This is a genomic window from Chitinibacter sp. SCUT-21, from assembly GCA_041874755.1.
In the GTDB taxonomy this organism is placed as follows: domain Bacteria; phylum Pseudomonadota; class Gammaproteobacteria; order Burkholderiales; family Chitinibacteraceae; genus Chitinibacter.
In genome coordinates, this window is sequence record CP102611.1 from 126,870 (window position 1) to 145,432 (window position 18,563).

Sequence of the window (18,563 nt, forward strand, 5' to 3'; positions counted from 1 at the left end):
ATTTTGTGCGGAGGAGGGAGTGTTGCCATTAGTACCCAAGAATATAGCGGCAGGGGTGTTTTAGGCTAAAGGCTTCATTAATTGGCGCTTTCTTTCTTGGTTATTGCATTGCATTACATTAGCTTCGTCGCTCTGATTACATTGGGTTTTTTGTGTCGTTTTGCTCATGGTATAGGCAATACAAAGCTTGTTGGCTTACAGCCTAGCGATTATGCTGACTTAGTCTAAGCTTATTTTTAGCCATGTTTGAGGTCTGAATTAGTGCTTCTTTCTTTGTTTCAACGCATCGGTCGTTTTTACAGCGCAAATCGCTTGGCTTGGCACCTGATTATTGCGGTCTTTGCTGCAGGTCTAGTGGTAACGGTGGCGATGACGTTTTATTTGCTCAAACTGGAGTATGACCGCAGTTTGACCCAGATGAAAAATGACTTACAGACCTTAGGCCAAAGTACTACGCCACAGCTGGCGAGTAATTTATGGTTGGTCAATACCGATGCTTTGCACGGCCAACTCAATTCAATACTACAAACTAAAGTCGTTGAATATGCGCTTTTGATAGAAAGCGATGGTCAGCAATACAGTGCGGGGCAGCCCTTAAATAGTAGCCACAATGTGGTGACCGAGAGTTTTCCTGTGGTGTATTTGCACCCACTCACCAATAAGCAAGTTGTGCTGGGAGAATTACAACTCAGTACCACACTTAGTGAAGTTGAGTCGCGGCTTTATGCGCAATTTTTACGACTGCTGCTGTTGCAAGGTTTGGGTATGGCGGCGGCTGCGATTTTCTTTCTAGTGCTATATCATCGGCTTATTGCGCGGCATTTAAGTCAAATTGGTGAATATACTCGCCACTTCAATTACCAACAGTTGTCCGAGCCATTGCGGTTGCAACGCAATGGCGGCAAAAATGATGAGATGCAATCCTTAGTCGATGCGATCAACGAAATGCGACGCAACATTCGACGAGGTCATGAGGAACGTGAAGAAGCACAGCGGGCTTTGTATGTTGAGAAAGAGCTCGCGGAAGTTACATTAATCTCGATTACCGATGCGATTATCACCACGGATAGCGATTTCAACATCAAACTCATTAACCCTGCGGCTGAAACTTTGACGGGGTGGCGTAGTTTTGATGCAAGAGGGCGCAAAGTAGCAGAATTGCTTTGTCTTGGCGGGAATCTTATCCCTGATGAGCTAGAACAATTGCTCATCAAAGCACGAGATACGTTAAAGCCAACCGATGGTCAGAAGGCCGTGTTACTAAATCGTGATGGCGCAAAATTAAATGTTGAGTATGCTGTTGCACCTATTTCTGATCAAGATGGTCATGTTGTTGGCCTGGTCTTGGTTTTGCATGACGTGACCGAGTCGCAGGCGTTAACTGAAAAATTGGCGTATCAAGCTCAGCATGACTATCTCACAGGGCTAACCAACCGACGTGGTTTTGAAGCTGCGCTGAATTTGGCGCATCAACAAGTGGTAGCTGGAGAGGCAACACAAGTGCTCATGTTGCTTGATTTAGACCAATTTAAGTTAGTCAATGATACCTGCGGGCATCTAGCTGGGGATGAGTTGCTGCGCAATGTAACGTCGCTATTACAAGGCTTGATGTTGCCAGGACGATCGGTGTTAGGTCGACTTGGTGGAGATGAATTCGGAGTACTCCTCTCTGATGCAACCGATGCCGAGGCGCAAGTTCTTGCGGAGCGAATTCTGCATGCTTTAGTTCAGTTTAGGTTTGTTTGGCAGGGGCGGCCGCATGGTGTAACGGTCAGTATTGGTTTGGTTCGCGTCAATCAAAATTGTGTTAGTCCGCAAGAGGCGATGAGTCAGGCTGATGTTGCTTGCTTTGCTGCGAAAGACGCCGGACGTAATCAATTGAGTTGGTACAGTAGTGCAGACCAAGATCTGCAAGACCGGCATAATGAGTTGCAACTGCTGGCAACATTGAAAGAGGCCATTGAGCAAAACAGATTCCAATTGTATTGCCAAGCAATTATGCCGCTAAATACGGCAGGAGCTGATGTGCATCATTTGGAAATTCTTCTGCGTCTCACAGATGGTCAGGGGAGAGTTATTGCTCCTGGTGCATTTATTCCAGCCGCAGAACGTTACGATATGATGGCGCAAGTGGATCGGTGGGTTGTTGAAAATAGCATTAAATACTTGGCTGGTTGTCAGCAACAAGGTAAAACGCTGCCCCATATTGCGATTAATTTATCGGGTAAGTCATTAAATAAACAGACACTGGCATTCATTCTGCAACAGCTCGATGAAACGCAAGTGCCTGCGTATACGATTTGCTTTGAAATTACTGAAACGGCGGCTATTTCCAATTTAAAAGAATCATCATTATTTATTGAAACATTGAGAACCCGTGGTTGTAAATTTGCGCTTGATGATTTTGGCAGCGGTTTCTCATCATTTAATTACTTAAAAAGCCTGCCCGTTGATTTTCTGAAGATTGATGGCAGTTTGGTGACGGACATTGCGGTGGATAAAGTCAGTCGCCAAATGGTGATCGCCGTGAATGACATTGCCCATAGTTTGGGTTGTCACACCATTGCCGAATTTGTTGAGGATGAGGAAATCTTGTCTGAATTGGCGACAATAGGCGTCGACTATGCGCAGGGCTATTATTTTGGTAAGCCGCAGCCACTAATTTAATTTATAAGAATAAAGGCCGCGAATGCGGCCTTTTAATTAGAACTTCACTTCTACGGCTTGCGCACCAAGCCACGATTTCAAATCGGCGATCAGTTCATCGCGCAACAACACGCGCCATTGATAACCTAGCCGCACTTCACAACTGGCCACTTCATTTTGGTATTGCACCTCGACGGCGCAGCCCTCATCGGCACAGTGCGCAGAGAGTAAGGATTGCAGTTTTTGCGCATCGTTGTTGCTGCCTAGTGCAAGTTTAAGCGCGCGCGCAAAATGGCTGCGCGTTTCGGCGATATCGAACACGCGATCGGCAATAATGCGCTGTCCACCGGAAAAGCGATCTTCAGATACCTTGGCTTCGATAACGAGCAGTGCATCTTCTTTCAGTTTGGTTCGATTGCTTTCGAACGAGTCTGAAAAGAGCGAAACTTCGACTTTGCCGTTGCCATCGTCAAGTTGCAAAAAGCACATCCGGCCACGCTCGCCATTTTTAACCCGCATTCCGGCCACAATACCGGCGATGAACTGCGGTTCGCGCTGATTCTGCAGTCGATCTAGACGAGTTTTAATCAGGCCTTTAATGGCTTTGGCATGCGCGTCAAATGGGTGGCCAGATAAATAAAATCCAATCGCTGTTTTTTCTTCGGCGAGCTTGATTTTATCGTCCCAGCGTGGCGCTTCGATCATCTCGATTTGCGGTGCGGCGGCAGGTTCGAGCATATCAAACAGGCTAATTTGATTGGCGTTTGCCGCTTCGGCATCCGCCACCGCCATCGCTTGTTCGACATTGGCCATTAAGCGCGCGCGATGATCATCAATCGCATCAAACGCACCGCCGCGAATCAAGGCCTCAAGAACGCGCTTATTGACCTCTTTTTTGTCGGTGCGACTGCACAAGTCATAAATATCTTTAAAGGGGCCGTTCTTTTCACGCTCGGCAACGATCATATTGACCGCGCCTTCGCCTACGCCTTTGATCGCACCCAGCGCGTAGCGAATTTGGCGTTTGCCGACAGGTACAAAACGATAGAAGCTTTGGTTGATGTCCGGTGGCAATAGTTCAAGCTTGTTTTTCTCGATGCAGTCGTCGTAGAAAACTTTCAACTGATCGGTGTTGTCGAGCTCGGATGACATCGTAGCGGCCATGAACGCCGCAGTATGGTGCGCCTTTAGCCATGCCGTATGGTAGGAAACTACTGCGTAAGCGGCCGTGTGTGACTTGTTAAAACCGTACTCAGCAAACTTGGTCATCAAGTCAAATAGCTGCTCGGCAAGGGCAGGATCGTAGCCTTTTTTTGCCGCGCCTTCTGCAATCGTCGCGCGGTGCTTCGCCATTTCTTCTGGCTTTTTCTTACCCATTGCGCGGCGCAGCATATCGGCGCCACCCAAGGTGTAGCCGCCGATAATCTGCGAAATCTGCATGACCTGCTCTTGGTAAACGATAACGCCGTACGTAGGCTCAAGGCATTTTTCTAGGTCAGGGTGGAAGTAGTCGGGCTGCTCAATCCCTTTTTTACGATTAATAAAAGTGTCGACCATGCCTGAGCCCAGTGGACCAGGCCGGTAGAGCGCCAATACCGCAATAATGTCCTCAAAGCGGTCGGGTGCTAGTTTTTCCAGTAGCCGTTTCATGCCGTCCGACTCGACCTGGAATACACCAGTGGTGTTGGCGTCGCGGAACACTTGATACGCGGCTTGGTCTTCAAAGCCCAAGCTCATTAAGTCCAGATATTCGCCAGTCTGGTCTTTGATGTATTGCAGCGCCAACTCGATAATTGTTAAGTTACGCAGACCCAAGAAGTCAAACTTCACCAAGCCGACTTGTTCAACGTCGTCTTTATCGAGCATAGAAACCGGCGAGGCATCTTCGCCAGATGCTTGGTATACCGGGCAAAAGTCCGTAATGCGTCCCGGGGCGATCAATACCCCCCCTGCGTGCATACCGATATTACGCGTCAGGCCTTCCAACGTTTTGGCCAAATCCCATAGCTCGCGTAGCTCTTCCTCGCGCTCGATCCGCTCGGCGAGCTCGGGGACCATTTCAACCGCATCGTCGAGGCTGTATTGTTTGCCGGGGGCGGCGGGGATTAGTTTGGAGACGCCATCGCAGAACATATACGGTAAATCAAGTACGCGACCGACGTCGCGCACGACGGCTTTGGCGGCCATCGTCCCGAAAGTGGCGATCTGGCTAACGGCCTCTGCGCCATATTTTTCACGCACGTATTCAATGACGCGCCAGCGGTTTTCTTGGCAGAAGTCGATGTCGAAGTCGGGCATCGAAACGCGTTCTGGATTCAAAAAGCGCTCGAACAGTAGCGCGTAGGCGGTTGGGTCGATGTCGGTAATGCCAAGGCTGTACGCCACCAAGGAGCCTGCACCCGAACCCCGTCCCGGCCCAACCGGGCAGCCGTTGATTTTGCCCCAGGCAATAAAGTCGGCAACGATCAGGAAGTAACCAGGAAACCCCATTTGGATAATGGTGTCGGTCTCAAATTTGAGCCGATCATAATAGCGCGGTCGCTCGGCTTCACGTTTAGCTTCGTCAGGGTATAGCTGTGCAAGGCGCATTTCCAAGCCGCGTTTGGCCTCATACACCAGAAAATCATCCAGCGTCATGCCGTCTGGCGTAGGGAAAAGCGGCAGGTAATTTTTGCCCAACACCACGCTGAGGTTACAGCCTTGAGCAATGGCTACCGTGTTGGCTAAAGCCTCGGGCACATCACTGAATAGTGCCTGCATTTCAGTCGTTGATTTGAAGTATTGCTCTTCAGTAAAGCGCTTAGGCCGGCGCTTGTCAGCCATCACATAGCCTTCGGCAATGCAAGTACGCGCTTCGTGCGCTTTAAAGTCTTCCCGATTCATAAACTGAATCGGATGCGTGGCAACGACAGGAATATTTAGCGTTTCGGCTAAGTCGAGATGGCCTTGCACGCTTTTTTCGCTGCTGGCGTTGCCAGTGCGCTGCAATTCTAAATAAAAATTATTCTGGAATAAATTAGACCACCAGATTGTCGCCTGCTGGGCGGCTTCTAGATTATTGGCCAGAATGTGCGTACCGATTTCGCCGTATTCAGCGCCTGAGAGACAAATCAAGCCACTATTATCACCTACAGTAAGCCATTGTTTTTTTAGTTCTGCTCGGCCGCGGTGTTGATTGTGTTTATAGGCCTCGGTCAGCAATTCACACAGCCGGCCGTAACCTTGGCGATTTTTACAAATCAATAAAATCCGGTGCGGCTTGTCGCGATCTTCTTCGTTCTCTACCCAAGCATCCAAGCCCACAATGGGTTTTAGGCCTGCGTTGCGGCAGGCTTTGTAATGTTTGACCATGCCAAACAAATTCATTAGGTCAGAAACACCAAGCGCCGGCATTTGCTCGGATTTGGCACGTTTAACCGCATCTTCCAAGCGAACAATACCGTCGGTCACGGAAAATTCAGAATGGAGGCGTAAATGGATAAAGAAAGGTGCGTTCATGCCGATATTTTAACATCTGCGCCTATTCATGGTGGCGTAATTACTGCTTCAATTGTGGCCAGTTGCGCGTATGATGGATGAAGCGCTTTATCAAAAAAGGAGGGCTTATGGACGCAGGCTTAGTCAATGCCGCGAGTAATGCAGGGGCCAATGATGTTGCCCCCTTGCTGATGCTGAAAAAGGCTATGGATATTCAGGCCAATACTACCTTGAGTTTGTTAAATGCACTGCCGCAGCCGCCCCAAACAAATAACCCGCCGAATTTGGGGCAAAGTATCGACGTAAGAGTTTAGCTCGCTGCAAATTAAAAAGCCCATCGTTTAATGGGCTTTTTAATGAGTATTACTTTAAAGGGCTTAGCTGTACAGGCTCACCAAGCAATACCTGCCATTCTTTTACTAGGCGCCAAGTTGATTTCTGGTCAACCAACTCAACTTGCCAACGCTCTAGCGCAATGGGATTGGCAAGTTTACCGACGAACATTTTACTGCCTTGTGGTTTTAATTCAACGGTTTGATCGATCCCAACTCGGGTTGGATGCGATAACTTTAAATTCAATCTTTCAGCAAGATCTTGGTTCAAGATGACGCGAATACTTTGCTGATCGTCGCCCAAAAATAGCTGAGCTTCAATGCCTATGCTTTGCGCTTTGGTGTCTAGCGCTAGCCGTTCATTAATGCGTTGCCCATCTTTGTAATAACTGTCGCTGACCAAGCCATCTTTATTGGTGTAGGCCAAATAGCCCATATGTATCCCCGCTATGATTGCCAAAGCGGGGAAAAAGATGATCAACCACACGAAGCCGTGCTTATACCAAGGTTTGTTGTCTTTCGAATCCATTAATCTCGTCCAATAAATGTCGCTTTTTCACGAGCGAAAATTTGTGGGTCATCCAGCGATTTTACCGTGATAAAGATCGGGTGGCTGCCTGCTTTGGCTTGTGTCGGCGCAACTTGCAAGCGTACTGAGACATCGGTCGTTTTGGTTGGTTCCAGTGTGTATTGGCCTTTTCCTTCTGCCACGACTTTCATGGTCGGCAAACCATCGGCGCTAATTACATAGGTGTGCGCTTTTTCGCTAGCATTTTGAATCTGCACGCGATAGGTGTTCTCTAGCCAGCCATCCTCAACTTCACGTACCAGTGCTACACGGTCGCGTTCGATATTGACTTTAATCGGTTGGCGATTAATCAAGGAATACACCGTAACGCCTAAAATAATGCTCAGCAACAGTGCATACATCAGTACGCGCGGGCGTTTTAGTTGTTTATGTATGTCTTTTTCTGGGTATTTATGTTCCAGAGCGTTTTCGGTGGTGTAGCGAATCAGGCCGCGGGGATATTGCATTTTATCCATCACTTCGTCGCAGGCGTCAATACAGGCGGCGCAGCCAATGCATTCGTATTGCAAGCCGTTACGAATGTCGATGCCGACAGGGCAGACTTGCACGCAGATTGAACAGTCAATGCAGTCGCCAAGACCTGCAGCTTTGTAATTCGACCCTTTTTTACGCGTACCGCGATTTTCCCCACGTTCTTTGTCGTAGCTAATAATCAAGGTATCCGCGTCGAACATGGCACTCTGGAATCGTGCGTAAGGGCACATGTATTTACAAACTTGCTCGCGAAGCCAGCCAGCATTGCCATAGGTCGCAAAGCCGTAGAACAAAATCCAGAATGCTTCTGTGCCTGTAATGCCGAGAATCAATAGCTCGGCCCAGAGTTCGCGAATAGGCGTGAAGTAGCCAACAAAAGTGAAGCCTGTCCATAGAGAGAAAATGATCCAAAGGCTGTGCTTGCTCGCTTTCAGTCTGGCTTTTCTGGCGCTAATGGGGGCGTTATCCAGTTTGATCCGTGCTGCTCGATCGCCTTCAACCCACTTTTCTATCCATAAGAATATTTCGGTGTAGACCGTCTGCGGACAGGCGTAACCACACCAAAGCCTGCCACCTATCGTTGTCCAAGCAAATAGGCCAAACGCAGAGAGTAAGAGTAGGGCGGTGAGGTAGATAAAATCTTGCGGCAAGAACACAAAACCGAAGATATAAAACTTGCGCTGAACAAGGTCAAATAACAGGGCTTGGCGCTCGTTAATTTGCAGCCATGGCATGCCGTAAAAGAATAGCTGAGTGGCAATCACGAAAAAAATTCGCCATTTATTCCAAAAGCCATTAATCCAGCGTGGGTAGATTTTTTTATGTGCGGCGTAAAGTAACACTTCTTCGATTTCGCCATTGTCTTTAACTTCGACAACGTTGACTGGGATGTCTTTGAGTTTTTTGCTCATTTTTACACTCCGCTCAGAACATTCAGCAAATAGTGGGTCTGTTTGATCAAGGTTCTGCAAGTAAAAACGGGCAGGAAAACCTGCCCGATTAAATTGGTAGTTGTTGTGCTTATTTCTTGTCTTGGCTTAAGCTGTATACATAGGCAGATAGCAGATGTACTTTGCCGTCGCCTAGGAACTCTTTCCAAGCTGGCATCACGTTATCACGACCATTGGTGATGGTTTCAACGATCGTTGCTTCAGACGAACCGTAGAGCCAAACTTTATCTGTCAGGTTTGGCGCGCCAATATCTTGGTTGCCTTTACCTTCAACGCCATGGCAAGCAACGCAAACTTGTTTGAAAGTCTCTGCACCGCGACTTGCACGAACATCATTAAAGTTGGTCTGGCCAGAAATTTTCAAGACATAGTTTGCTACGTCACGTACTTTCTCTTCACCAAACGCAGCACCAAATGCTGGCATTTGACCGTGACGACCTTTTTTCAGAGTTTCTTCGATTTTCTCTGGTGAGCCACCGTATAGCCAGTCGCTGTCGGTTAGGTTAGGGAAGCCTTTTGCTCCACGGGCGTCAGAGCCGTGACACTGAACGCAGTAGGTTTGAAATAGGCGTTTACCCATTTCATTGGCTTCCTGGTTTTTAGCCAACACAGGGATAGGCATTGCGGTGTATTGGTCGTAAAGCTTCTGATATTTTGCATCAGCTTTAGCAACTTCTTCCTTGTGTTGGCCTTCTTGTGACCAGCCTTTGGCGTTACCAAATGCTACCAAACCTGGGTAAAGCCATAAATAGCCGAGTGCAAACACGATGGTCATCACGAACATGCCAACCCACCAGCCTGGTAGTGGGTTGTTGTATTCTTCCAGGTCGCCATCCCATTTATGGCCAGTTACTTCTGCTTTTTCGCCTTTTTTGAGTTTGACCTTCATTTGCGTTAAAAGCACGTACGCACAGAAAACAATGCCCAAAATTGACACTGTGGCAATAAAGTAGCCCCAGAAACTGCTAGTAAAGTCTGTCATTCTCTATTTCTCCGTTAGCCGATTAGGACTGCTTGCCCGACGATGGAAGGTCATCGTCGAGGAACGGTTGTTGTGCTGCGTCGTCAAAGTTTTTCTTGCTAGATTTGCTGTAAGCCCATACGCAAATAGCGATGAACAATACGAAACCTAATACCGTCACAATGATGCGCACTTCGTTCTGCAGATCCATTGGGCTTACCTTTTATTTTTCAGAGCGAGACCAAGGCCTTGCATGTAGGCGATGACTGCTTCCATTTCGGTCTTACCTTCCACTTCTTTTGATGCAGCTGCTATTTCAGCATCAGTGTAAGGAACGCCGAGTTTGCGAAGGGCTTCCATTTTCTTCGGAGTGACTTCCGCGTTAATGGTATTGGCCGCAAGCCATGGGAATGCAGGCATGTTTGATTCTGGCACTACGTCACGAGGATTCATTAAGTGGGCGCGATGCCACTCATCTGAATAGCGACCGCCAACACGAGCTAGGTCAGGGCCGGTGCGCTTTGAACCCCATTGGAATGGATGATCGTAAACCGATTCGCCTGCTACAGAATAGTGGCCATAACGCTCTGTTTCTGAACGGAAAGGACGGATCATTTGTGAGTGGCAGTTGTAGCAGCCTTCACGAATGTAAACATCACGACCTTCAAGACGTAAAGCACTGTATGGTTTTACGCCTGCGATCGGCTGGGTTACAGATTTACTGAACATCAAGGGTAGAATTTCAACCAACATCGCGATACTGATGGTGATCAGTGTCATGATGATGAGGGCTGCTACATTTTCCTCGATTAGTTTCTGAATTTTATTCATTGTTATTTTCCTTCCCTAATCAAGCGTGAGACGCAACGGCTGGGATTTTTGCATCGACAGCTTTGCCGTCAAATACAGTGCGCAGTACGTTGTACATCATCAAAATCATGCCCAATAGGTACACCAGGCCGCCCAAGAAGCGGATGAAGTAGTACGGATACGAAGCTTTAACGGCGTCGATAAAGGCGTAAGTTAATGTGCCGTCAGCATTGATCGCGCGCCACATTAGGCCTTGAGTCACACCCGAGATCCACATAGAAGCGATGTACAGTACAACGCCCAGTGTTGCCATCCAGAAGTGGACTTCGATCAACTTAACCGACCACATTTGCTCACGACCGAACAGACGTGGGATCAGGTAGTAAATCGAACCGATTGAGATCATTGCAACCCAACCCAAAGCACCTGAGTGAACGTGACCCACTGTCCAGTCTGTGTAGTGGCTCAAGGCGTTAACCGATTTGATGGCCATCATCGGGCCTTCAAATGTAGACATGCCGTAGAACGACAGTGCAGTTACCATGAATTTCAAGATAGGGTCAGTGCGTAGTTTGTGCCATGCGCCAGACAAGGTCATGATGCCGTTGATCATGCCGCCCCAGCTTGGTGCTAACAGAATCAGCGAGAACACCATACCCAATGATTGAGTCCAATCAGGTAGTGCGGTGTAGTGCAAGTGGTGAGGGCCTGCCCACATATAAGTGAAAATCAGCGCCCAGAAGTGAACAACTGACAGGCGATATGAGTAAACAGGGCGGCCAGCTTGTTTCGGGATGAAGTAGTACATCATGCCCAAGAATGCGGCGGTCAAGAAGAAACCAACTGCATTATGGCCGTACCACCATTGCACCATTGCATCAACCGCGCCAGAGTAGGCTGAGTATGATTTGAACGCGGTTACAGGCATTGCTGCGCTGTTTACCAAGTGTAGTAGTGCAACTGCCAAAATGAAGGCACCGTAGAACCAGTTGGCTACGTAAATGTGTTTAACTTTACGAATAGCGAGTGTGCCGAAGAAGACAATGGCGTAGGTAACCCAAACCAAGGTGATCAAAATGTCGATTGGCCATTCCAACTCTGCGTACTCTTTACCGCTGGTGTAGCCCAATGGCAGAGTGATTGCAGCAAGAACGATAACCAGCTGCCAACCCCAGAAGGTGAATGCAGCGAGTTTGTCGCTAATGAGACGTACATTACAGGTACGTTGAACAACATAGTAGGAAGTGGCGAACAGTGCACAACCACCAAATGCAAAAATAACCGCATTGGTGTGAAGTGGACGTAGACGACCAAAGTGTAGGTATGGCCCGATGTTGAGTTCTGGCCAGTACATCTGGGCGGCGCAAATTACGCCAACCAGCATGCCGACAATGCCCCAGACGACCGTCATGATGGCAAATTGCCGCACCACTTTGTAATTATAGGTGCCTTGGTTTTCCATTACAGCGCTCCGATTGATCTCCAACTGCTTGGAATTAAAATTAAAATAAAAGATTGAAAAATAATAATTAAACTCCACATAAGAGCTATCGCTCCTCTGTGATTTAATTTTCATTAGGGAGAGAGCACTCCCTGAATGAGGTACAAAAGTGCCTACTGGACTATACGCAGACTCTGTGTATTCTTTCTTGACTGAAATCAAGTAGACCCGTCGACAATCCCGGTCATTTTACCGCTTTGTGTCCGTTCAGTCAGGGTTTTTTTTGCTTGAAGTGTTAGTTTTGCTTGATTTGTCACCAGTTGCATCATCGTCTTGCAAGATGCGCCAAGCCGGACCTTCGAGGTCATCTGATTGACCACTACGAATAAACCACCAAAAAACAATCCCGATTCCGAGTGCGATTAGGATGGACATTGGGATGAGTAAATACAAACTTTCCATTGATTTTCTTCTATTTTTTGGTTTTGGCTGGAGCTAAAAGTCGCAATGCATTAACTACCACAAGTAGTGAACTTAAGGCCATCCCAAGACTAGCTAGCCAGGGTGTAACTAAGCCAATAACTGCAACGGGTATCGCTGCGATGTTATACGCTAATGACCACGTTAAATTTTGGCGAATGATATTTCGGCATTTTTTGGCTAATTCAAAAGCGATAGGTAAAGTCGCTAAATTATTGTTTAATAAAATCATGTCCCCTGCGGCTTGGGCAATGTCAACCCCACCGCCCATGGCAATAGAAGAATTGGCCAGAGCAAGGACTGGGGCGTCATTAACTCCGTCACCGATCATTAACACCCTATGCCCTTTAGCTTGGATAGCTTGGATGTAGGCTACTTTTGATTCGGGAGTGGCAGCCGCACGAACTTGGCTAATCCCTAACTCATCAGCAACATGATTGACGATGGGAAGTTGATCTCCCGATAATAAATGAAGGCGGTAGCCGCGGTTTTTTAGATGCTCAATAACCGATTTGGCCTCGGTTCGTAATTGATCCGCCAACACAAAGGCGGCTTGTAGGCAGGTTTGGTCTGCTAGATAAATTAGTGTGCCTTGGGTGGTATAGGGTTTGACGCAGTCTGGGATGGTATGACCCAAACGCTCGGCTATGAACGAGCTTGATCCTAGCCAGTAAGTTTCGCCATTTATTGACCCACTCACCCCGCCTCCAGGGTGGTTTTTAAAATCGTTTACGGGGTAAAGCCGTCGGTCTTGTTGTTTAAATGCTTTTGCAATTGGGTGTTCTGATTGCGCCTCAAGTGAGCAGGCAATTAGCTGCGCAGCATCGCTAAAAGAAGCCAAGGCGATTGTCTGCTTTAGTTGTGGTTCTCCAAAAGTCAAAGTGCCTGTTTTATCAAACACGATATCTGTCACCGTCGCCAAATTTTCTAGGCTATTGCCACGGGTAATTAACAAACCTATCTGTGCAAGATGACCCGTTGCTGCGGTTAGCGCTGCAGGTGTTGCCAAAGAGAGTGCGCAAGGACAAGAGATTACTAGCACCGCAACGGTAAAGGGAAGGGCATGGATAGGGTCGTGATAGTGCCAATACAGATAGCAGGCGGCTGCAACCGCAAGTAAAACTACGACAAAGCGGCCAGCCACCCAGTCCGCCAGTTGAGCAAGGCGAGGTTTTTGTTGTAAGGCTTGGTCGAGCAAGCGTACCATGCTGCCCAGGCGGGTTTCATTGCCAACTGATTTGACTTCAATCGTTAGTGCTGATATCAAATTCAGACTGCCAGCTACAACGGCTGAGCCCGAAATTTTGGTAATGGGGTGGCTCTCTCCGCTTAGCATCGCTTCATTGACTTCGCTTTCACCCTCAATCACGATGCCATCAACAGGAATCGTTTCGCCTGCTTTTGTAACGATCAGGTCGCCGGCTTTTAGTCGGTGCACAGGGGTTTCATGCAGGCGCTTATCGTGACTTTGGCGATGAGCAAAGGCAGGAACCAGCTTAACCAGCATTTCGGCCGCAGCACCAGCTCGACGGCGCGCTTTGAACTCAAGATATCGCCCGCCGAGTAATAAAAATACGAACATCGATACCGAGTCAAAATAGATATCACCGTGTTCGGTAATTAGTGAATAGCAACTAGCGACAAAGGCTGCGATCACGCCGATGCTAACCGGTAGATCCATTGCTGCGCGGCCGTGTTTTAATTCGCGCCAGCTATTTTGATAAAAAGGCCAGCTGGAGAAAAGTACTACTGGCAACGTAAGTAAGGCGCTGCCCCAGTGCATCATGTCAAGCCATACAGGTTCAATTTCACCATCGGGCGCCAAGTACATCGGAACAACAAACATCATGACTTGCATCATTGAGAGTCCGGCAACCCATAGCCGAAGCAAAGCATTTTTACGCTGTGCTTGCCATTGTGCTTCGTTACGCTCGTGATCGTAAGGATGTGCTCGGTAACCGATTGCTGCGATATGCTGCAAAATGGTTGATAGTTTGACTTGGCGTTCGTCCCAGCGCACACGAGCACGGTGTGTGCTGTAATTGATTGAGACGGACAAGACCCCAGTTAGTTGTGACAAGTGCTGCTCATTGAGCCAGATGCAAGCTGCGCAACTAATGCCCTCTAATATCAGTGCGGCTTCACGAACATCATCAGAAACATGATGGACAAAATCGCTTTGTAATTGACTATCGTCGTAGAGTCGAAGTTGTTCACGTATTTCTTGGGGGAGCGGCTCTGAGCGACTCGCATTTTCTGTTCGCTGCGCGTAATAACTTTCTAGACCACTTGCTAAGATTGTGTCCGCAATCGCCTTGCAGCCTGCACAGCATGCGGGCTCGGTTTTTTCTCGATATTGAATGGTGAATTCAATGGGTTCTGGGCATTCGTTGCCACAGTGAAAGCAAGAGGCTGAGGTAGTCATCTCGCTATTTTAGCCAAAAAAGCCTTGCTTACGGGGTGGAATTTGTTGTTTTGAAGGGTATGTCTTTTTGTGTCTTTATGTGTATTGATTTGGTGGGTATACCCTTCAAAGTCGGGTGCTGATTTCGTCGATCATGTCTTCATATTCTTCTAGTTTTAGCGCCAGATGTTCGAGATAAATAGGCTCGATCATGCGCCATTCAATATGTTCAAATTGTTCAATGTGCATTTTGAGAATATGTTCTGCTAAGCCTGCAATTGCGATCAATGTGCAAACATGGTGCCAATCGGACTCGTCACGATAATTAAAGACCGTGAAATCATGGTGGTTTAGTACCGCAAGTTGCATCTCGCTAGGCAAAAACCAAGTACGACTCAGCAAATATCCGACTACATTATGATTAGTTTGGTGGCGTTGCTCTTCTAGATGAATGAATTCCTCTCGGCTAAAGCGCTCAGCCCTTTTTAATGTGCTGAAATAGTTAGTAAATCTAGCCGCCATCACTGCTTTGCCGCTACTGCGAAATAAGCCGAACGTGTAGGCCTCATCAGGCTCAATGCCATGTACTAATTGAGCAATCTGACTAGAAATCATCGCAACACGAACGGCCGACTCCCAAAAAGGTTCCATCAAACTGTGTTGGTCGCTATTGCTCAAGGTTTGCCGCAGCACAATGCCTTCTACCATATTGCAGATGTTGCGTAGTCCCAGAATTTGCAAAGCTTGATCTACCGAGTTGATTTTTTGGCTCAGTTGATAAAATGGGGAGTTAACCGCTTTGATCATTGCTAGCGAAAGAGTTAGGTCGCTATTGATTAGGCTGGCGATTTCCTCAAAATCAGGATCGCTACTGCACTGAGCTTTTTTGATGGCGGCAAGAATGGCTGGTCGAGGTGGGATGACCAAATTTTTTAGTAATTGCTCAGATTCCGCAGGAGGGATTTCGCGCAGCATAGTCGGCATCGCTTTACTTGATACATTCAATGTAGCAGTAAATCGCTAATTTGCGCTTGCTTATAACGAGTGTTCAGGGTTGAGTTTTGCGTTTAATTTCTTGCGTAATTGCACGTAAACCGTTCCCCCGACTGGCTGATAAAAAGCGCTGCATACCCCGTTGATTGAGCCAATCTTCAAAATCAAAAGCATCAATTTCTTGATTGTTTTTTTGATTGAACGCGCATAAAACCAGTGCGAGTAGACCTTTGACAATCCGTGAATCGCTATCTGCTGCAAGTCTCCAGCCAGAATCAGATGGTTTTACATCCAACCAAACTTGACTTTCGCAGCCTGCCACTTTGAGTGTTGGTATTTTGAAATGGCTCTGCCAATCTGGTAATTGCTTTGATAGCTGTACTAAGAGGCGATTTTTGCTTTCCCAACTGGCGCTTGCGTCAAGTAGTTCGGTGAGTTGCTCTAAGTCAATTTCACAGCCAAAAGGGTGGTCAAATCGGTTGTCAGTCGTCACTGTTGTCATCGTAATATTTCCAATGTTTCACTTAAAGCAGATAGGAATCGTTGAACATCATCGGTGGTGTTGTAGAGTGCGAGTGAAACGCGCAGAGTTCCTGTTAGGCCGAGTTGATGAATTAGAGGTTGTGCGCAGTGGTGTCCTGTCCTAACTGCAATACCCCTTTCGTCAAGGAATTGAGCAACATCATAATGGTGGGCTCCGTTGAAGGTCATTGAGCTTAGGCTTACCTTTGATTTTGCTTGTCCATGAATGTTGACCTGTTCAATTTGTCTTAAGCCATGCTCCAATTGTTGATGGAGTGCCGACTCATAGGCCCAAATCGCGCTGCGATCTTGTTGAGATAGCCAATTAACTGCTGCTGCAAACCCAACTGCTTGTGAGATCGCAGGCGTTCCCGCTTCTAGTCGCTGTGGTGCAGGGGCATAGGTGGTTCCGGAAAATGATACTCGATCTATCATTTCGCCACCGCCTTGCCAGGGTGGCAAATCTTCCAAGATCGCAGCGCGAATAAAGGCCGCACCGATTCCGGTTGGGCCGTAAGCTTTGTGCGCTGAAAATACATAAAAATCACAATCTAAATCTTGTACGTCGACCTGAAGGTGGGCGATGGCTTGCGCACCATCGACTAGTACATGACAGTAGTATTTGTGTGACAGGTCACAAATTTTCTTTATATTCTGAATGCTGCCAATCGCATTTGAGGCATGGCTTATCGCTAGAAGTTTAGCTTTGTTGTTGAGTAATAGCTCTTCGAGCTGATTAAGATCGACTTCACCTGCGGCGGTTAAATGCAGTTGCCGAATTTGTGCCCCCGACCTTTGTGCCAACATTTGCCAAGGCACGATGTTGGCATGATGCTCAAGTGTAGAAACAATAATTTCATCGCCTGCTTGCAGATTTTGTCCGTAAGTATTGGCGATTAGATTAATGGCCTCCGTCGTGCCTCGGGTGAAAATAATTTCATCGGCACTTTGGGCATTAATAAAGTTGGCGATTGTGGCACGCGCTTCTTCAAATGCATCGGTAGCTGCAACAGCAAGTCGATGGGCACCGCGATGGACATTAGCATTTTGGTGTTCGTAATAATAACGCTCAGCATCAAGCACCATACGTGGTTTTTGCGTGGTGGCCGCATTATCCAGATAGACCAAATCAGGGTGGTTGGCGAAGATCGGGAACTGTGCACGGCAGGTGATCGGATCAAAATTTGCAGCAACGACGTCAAACATAGCAGTCAAAGCGTGTGAGTATGGTCTGCAATTGTATAATGGCTATTCCAGATACGCAGAAAAAATACCCATGCCCTATAAACAACCCGTTTCCATCCTGCTGATCATTCATACTCCCGAGCTAGATGTCTTATTGCTTGAACGCAATGATTTTACTGATGCGTGGCAATCCGTGACTGGCAGCCGTGAAGGGGACGAAGCTTTAATCGATACGGCACGCCGCGAATTGGCCGAAGAAACTGGTATTGAGGTTGGTGAAGCACAAATCAAAGATTGGCAGCAAAGCCATGATTTTGAGATATTTGAAATTTGGCGTCACCGTTATGCGCCCGGTGTAACGACCAATACCGAGCATGTCTTTAGCGTGTGCTTACCCGAGCGGTGTGAGATTAGTCTCTCCGCCAAAGAGCATCGCCGCTTTAAGTGGATTAATTGGCAGCAGGCGGCCGAAATGGTGTTTTCGCCATCTAATGCTGACGCTCTACGTGAGTTGCCTGCGCGCAGCGCACATTAAAATGACGCCAATCCCCCTGCCTGAGCGCCGTTTGGTGGTGGCCTCGTACAATATCCATAAAGGGCTTTCCCCGCTTAATCGTCATTTGGTTTTGCATGATGTTCGGCAGGCCTTAAATCAACTTGCGCCGGATTTTGTTTTTTTGCAAGAAGTGCAGGGCGCACATCTGCAACATGCGCGACGTTTTGCTACCTGGCAAGATGCGCAGCATGAGTATCTGGCTGGCGATTTATTGCATTATGCGTATGGCAAAAACGCGCATTACCATCTTGGTCATCACGGTAACGCTTTTTTATCACGCCATCCGATCGCGTCTTGGCATAATTTCGATTTGACGCTGCATCGCTTTGAGCAGCGCGGGGTATTGCATTGCAAAGTAGAAGTTGCAGGCTGGGATTCTCCCTTGCATGCCTTGTGCGTGCATTTGAATTTGCGCGCCGGTGATAGGCGCAAGCAGTTGGCGATGATGGTGGAATATATTCGCCGTCATATTCCGGATAATGAACCCTTAGTGCTGGCCGGCGACTTTAATGACTGGCGTGGAGAACTAAGTCCTTTCCTGCGTGACCAATTAGCGATGATGGAGGCATTTGAAACAATGCATGGTTCACCCGCCCGCAGTTTTCCAGTTCGTTTTCCCTTATTAACGCTTGATCGGGTTTATGTGCGCGGCTTTGCAATTGTTCGTGCCGAGGTGCTTACCGGTAGCCCGTGGCGCAACTTATCCGATCACGCGCCGCTCTATACGGTGTTGCAGGGGTAAA

The 18,563-nt window shown here is 47.7% G+C and carries 16 protein-coding genes; 4 read left to right on the forward strand and 12 right to left on the reverse strand.

What is annotated here, in order from left to right; translation table 11 throughout:
- The first annotated feature begins 273 nt into the window (after window positions 1–273).
- A complete protein-coding gene (locus NT239_00620) occupies window positions 274–2,667 on the forward strand; it encodes an EAL domain-containing protein (protein ID XGA71377.1) in 2,394 nt (797 codons plus the stop codon).
- Between the two features lie 36 nt (window positions 2,668–2,703).
- Here NT239_00620 and dnaE read toward each other — a convergent pair whose 3' ends face one another.
- Window positions 2,704–6,144 carry a DNA polymerase III subunit alpha gene (gene dnaE, locus NT239_00625; GenBank protein ID XGA71378.1) on the reverse strand — a complete coding sequence of 1,147 codons (3,441 nt, stop codon included), beginning with the start codon at window positions 6,142–6,144 and terminating at the stop codon, window positions 2,704–2,706.
- Between the two features lie 107 nt (window positions 6,145–6,251).
- Here dnaE and NT239_00630 point away from each other — a divergent pair, with 107 nt between their 5' ends.
- The gene (locus NT239_00630; GenBank protein ID XGA71379.1) at window positions 6,252–6,437 is read left to right on the forward strand and encodes a putative motility protein; all 186 of its coding nucleotides are present in this window, start codon (window positions 6,252–6,254) and stop codon (window positions 6,435–6,437) included.
- A gap of 49 nt (window positions 6,438–6,486) precedes the next feature.
- Here the strand turns inward: NT239_00630 and NT239_00635 are convergent, their stop codons facing one another.
- From NT239_00635 to NT239_00685, 11 genes are all read right to left on the reverse strand, one after another.
- Window positions 6,487–6,984, reverse strand: a complete 498-nt coding sequence (locus tag NT239_00635) for a FixH family protein (GenBank protein XGA71380.1) — start codon at window positions 6,982–6,984, stop codon at window positions 6,487–6,489.
- Window positions 6,984–8,429, reverse strand: coding sequence for a cytochrome c oxidase accessory protein CcoG (ccoG, locus tag NT239_00640; GenBank protein ID XGA71381.1), 1,446 nt, complete (start codon window positions 8,427–8,429; stop codon window positions 6,984–6,986). Before ccoG ends, NT239_00635 begins: the two co-directional genes overlap by 1 nt.
- A 109-nt stretch (window positions 8,430–8,538) precedes the next feature.
- Window positions 8,539–9,450 carry a cytochrome-c oxidase, cbb3-type subunit III gene (ccoP, locus tag NT239_00645; GenBank protein ID XGA71382.1) on the reverse strand — a complete coding sequence of 304 codons (912 nt, stop codon included), beginning with the start codon at window positions 9,448–9,450 and terminating at the stop codon, window positions 8,539–8,541.
- A gap of 22 nt (window positions 9,451–9,472) precedes the next feature.
- Window positions 9,473–9,640 carry a cbb3-type cytochrome c oxidase subunit 3 gene (locus NT239_00650; GenBank protein XGA71383.1) on the reverse strand — a complete coding sequence of 56 codons (168 nt, stop codon included), beginning with the start codon at window positions 9,638–9,640 and terminating at the stop codon, window positions 9,473–9,475.
- Window positions 9,641–9,645: 5 nt separating this feature from the next.
- Complete coding sequence (gene ccoO / locus NT239_00655) at window positions 9,646–10,260, reverse strand: cytochrome-c oxidase, cbb3-type subunit II (protein ID XGA71384.1); 615 nt, start codon at window positions 10,258–10,260, stop codon at window positions 9,646–9,648.
- Between the two features lie 19 nt (window positions 10,261–10,279).
- On the reverse strand, window positions 10,280–11,701 hold the full coding sequence (ccoN, locus tag NT239_00660) for a cytochrome-c oxidase, cbb3-type subunit I (GenBank protein XGA71385.1): 1,422 nt from the start codon (window positions 11,699–11,701) through the stop codon (window positions 10,280–10,282).
- A gap of 246 nt (window positions 11,702–11,947) precedes the next feature.
- A complete protein-coding gene (gene ccoS / locus NT239_00665; protein ID XGA71386.1) occupies window positions 11,948–12,142 on the reverse strand; it encodes a cbb3-type cytochrome oxidase assembly protein CcoS in 195 nt (64 codons plus the stop codon).
- Between the two features lie 10 nt (window positions 12,143–12,152).
- Window positions 12,153–14,585 carry a heavy metal translocating P-type ATPase gene (locus tag NT239_00670; GenBank protein ID XGA71387.1) on the reverse strand — a complete coding sequence of 811 codons (2,433 nt, stop codon included), beginning with the start codon at window positions 14,583–14,585 and terminating at the stop codon, window positions 12,153–12,155.
- Between the two features lie 105 nt (window positions 14,586–14,690).
- Window positions 14,691–15,548: an HDOD domain-containing protein gene (locus NT239_00675; protein XGA71388.1), complete on the reverse strand. Its 858-nt coding sequence runs from the start codon at window positions 15,546–15,548 to the stop codon at window positions 14,691–14,693.
- A 64-nt stretch (window positions 15,549–15,612) separates the two neighbouring features.
- Window positions 15,613–16,059 (reverse strand): SufE family protein, encoded by a 447-nt coding sequence (locus NT239_00680; GenBank protein XGA71389.1) that lies wholly within the window; start codon window positions 16,057–16,059, stop codon window positions 15,613–15,615.
- Window positions 16,056–17,285 carry a cysteine desulfurase gene (locus NT239_00685; GenBank protein XGA71390.1) on the reverse strand — a complete coding sequence of 410 codons (1,230 nt, stop codon included), beginning with the start codon at window positions 17,283–17,285 and terminating at the stop codon, window positions 16,056–16,058. The genes NT239_00680 and NT239_00685 overlap by 4 nt, the downstream gene beginning before the upstream one ends.
- 70 nt (window positions 17,286–17,355) lie before the next feature.
- On the opposite strand from NT239_00685, the gene nudB reads away from it, so the two are divergent.
- On the forward strand, window positions 17,356–17,799 hold the full coding sequence (gene nudB, locus NT239_00690; GenBank protein ID XGA71391.1) for a dihydroneopterin triphosphate diphosphatase: 444 nt from the start codon (window positions 17,356–17,358) through the stop codon (window positions 17,797–17,799).
- Window positions 17,756–18,562, forward strand: a complete 807-nt coding sequence (locus NT239_00695; GenBank protein XGA71392.1) for an endonuclease/exonuclease/phosphatase family protein — start codon at window positions 17,756–17,758, stop codon at window positions 18,560–18,562. Before nudB ends, NT239_00695 begins: the two co-directional genes overlap by 44 nt.
- Window position 18,563: the final 1 nt, after the last annotated feature.

Bases quoted from the DNA above. Each gene is read 5' to 3' on its own strand.
- NT239_00670 (XGA71387.1), bottom strand. From the start codon at position 14,585: ATGACTACCTCAGCCTCTTGCTTTCACTGTGGCAACGAATGCCCAGAA.
- ccoP (XGA71382.1), bottom strand. From the start codon at position 9,450: ATGACAGACTTTACTAGCAGTTTCTGGGGCTACTTTATTGCCACAGTG.
- NT239_00635 (XGA71380.1), bottom strand. From the start codon at position 6,984: ATGGATTCGAAAGACAACAAACCTTGGTATAAGCACGGCTTCGTGTGG.
- dnaE (XGA71378.1), bottom strand. From the start codon at position 6,144: ATGAACGCACCTTTCTTTATCCATTTACGCCTCCATTCTGAATTTTCC.
- nudB (XGA71391.1), top strand. From the start codon at position 17,356: ATGCCCTATAAACAACCCGTTTCCATCCTGCTGATCATTCATACTCCC.
- ccoO (XGA71384.1), bottom strand. From the start codon at position 10,260: ATGAATAAAATTCAGAAACTAATCGAGGAAAATGTAGCAGCCCTCATC.
- NT239_00680 (XGA71389.1), bottom strand. From the start codon at position 16,059: ATGACAACAGTGACGACTGACAACCGATTTGACCACCCTTTTGGCTGT.
- NT239_00675 (XGA71388.1), bottom strand. From the start codon at position 15,548: ATGCCGACTATGCTGCGCGAAATCCCTCCTGCGGAATCTGAGCAATTA.
- ccoN (XGA71385.1), bottom strand. From the start codon at position 11,701: ATGGAAAACCAAGGCACCTATAATTACAAAGTGGTGCGGCAATTTGCC.
- NT239_00695 (XGA71392.1), top strand. From the start codon at position 17,756: ATGCTGACGCTCTACGTGAGTTGCCTGCGCGCAGCGCACATTAAAATG.
- NT239_00650 (XGA71383.1), bottom strand. From the start codon at position 9,640: ATGGATCTGCAGAACGAAGTGCGCATCATTGTGACGGTATTAGGTTTC.
- NT239_00630 (XGA71379.1), top strand. From the start codon at position 6,252: ATGGACGCAGGCTTAGTCAATGCCGCGAGTAATGCAGGGGCCAATGAT.
- NT239_00685 (XGA71390.1), bottom strand. From the start codon at position 17,285: ATGTTTGACGTCGTTGCTGCAAATTTTGATCCGATCACCTGCCGTGCA.
- ccoG (XGA71381.1), bottom strand. From the start codon at position 8,429: ATGAGCAAAAAACTCAAAGACATCCCAGTCAACGTTGTCGAAGTTAAA.
- ccoS (XGA71386.1), bottom strand. From the start codon at position 12,142: ATGGAAAGTTTGTATTTACTCATCCCAATGTCCATCCTAATCGCACTC.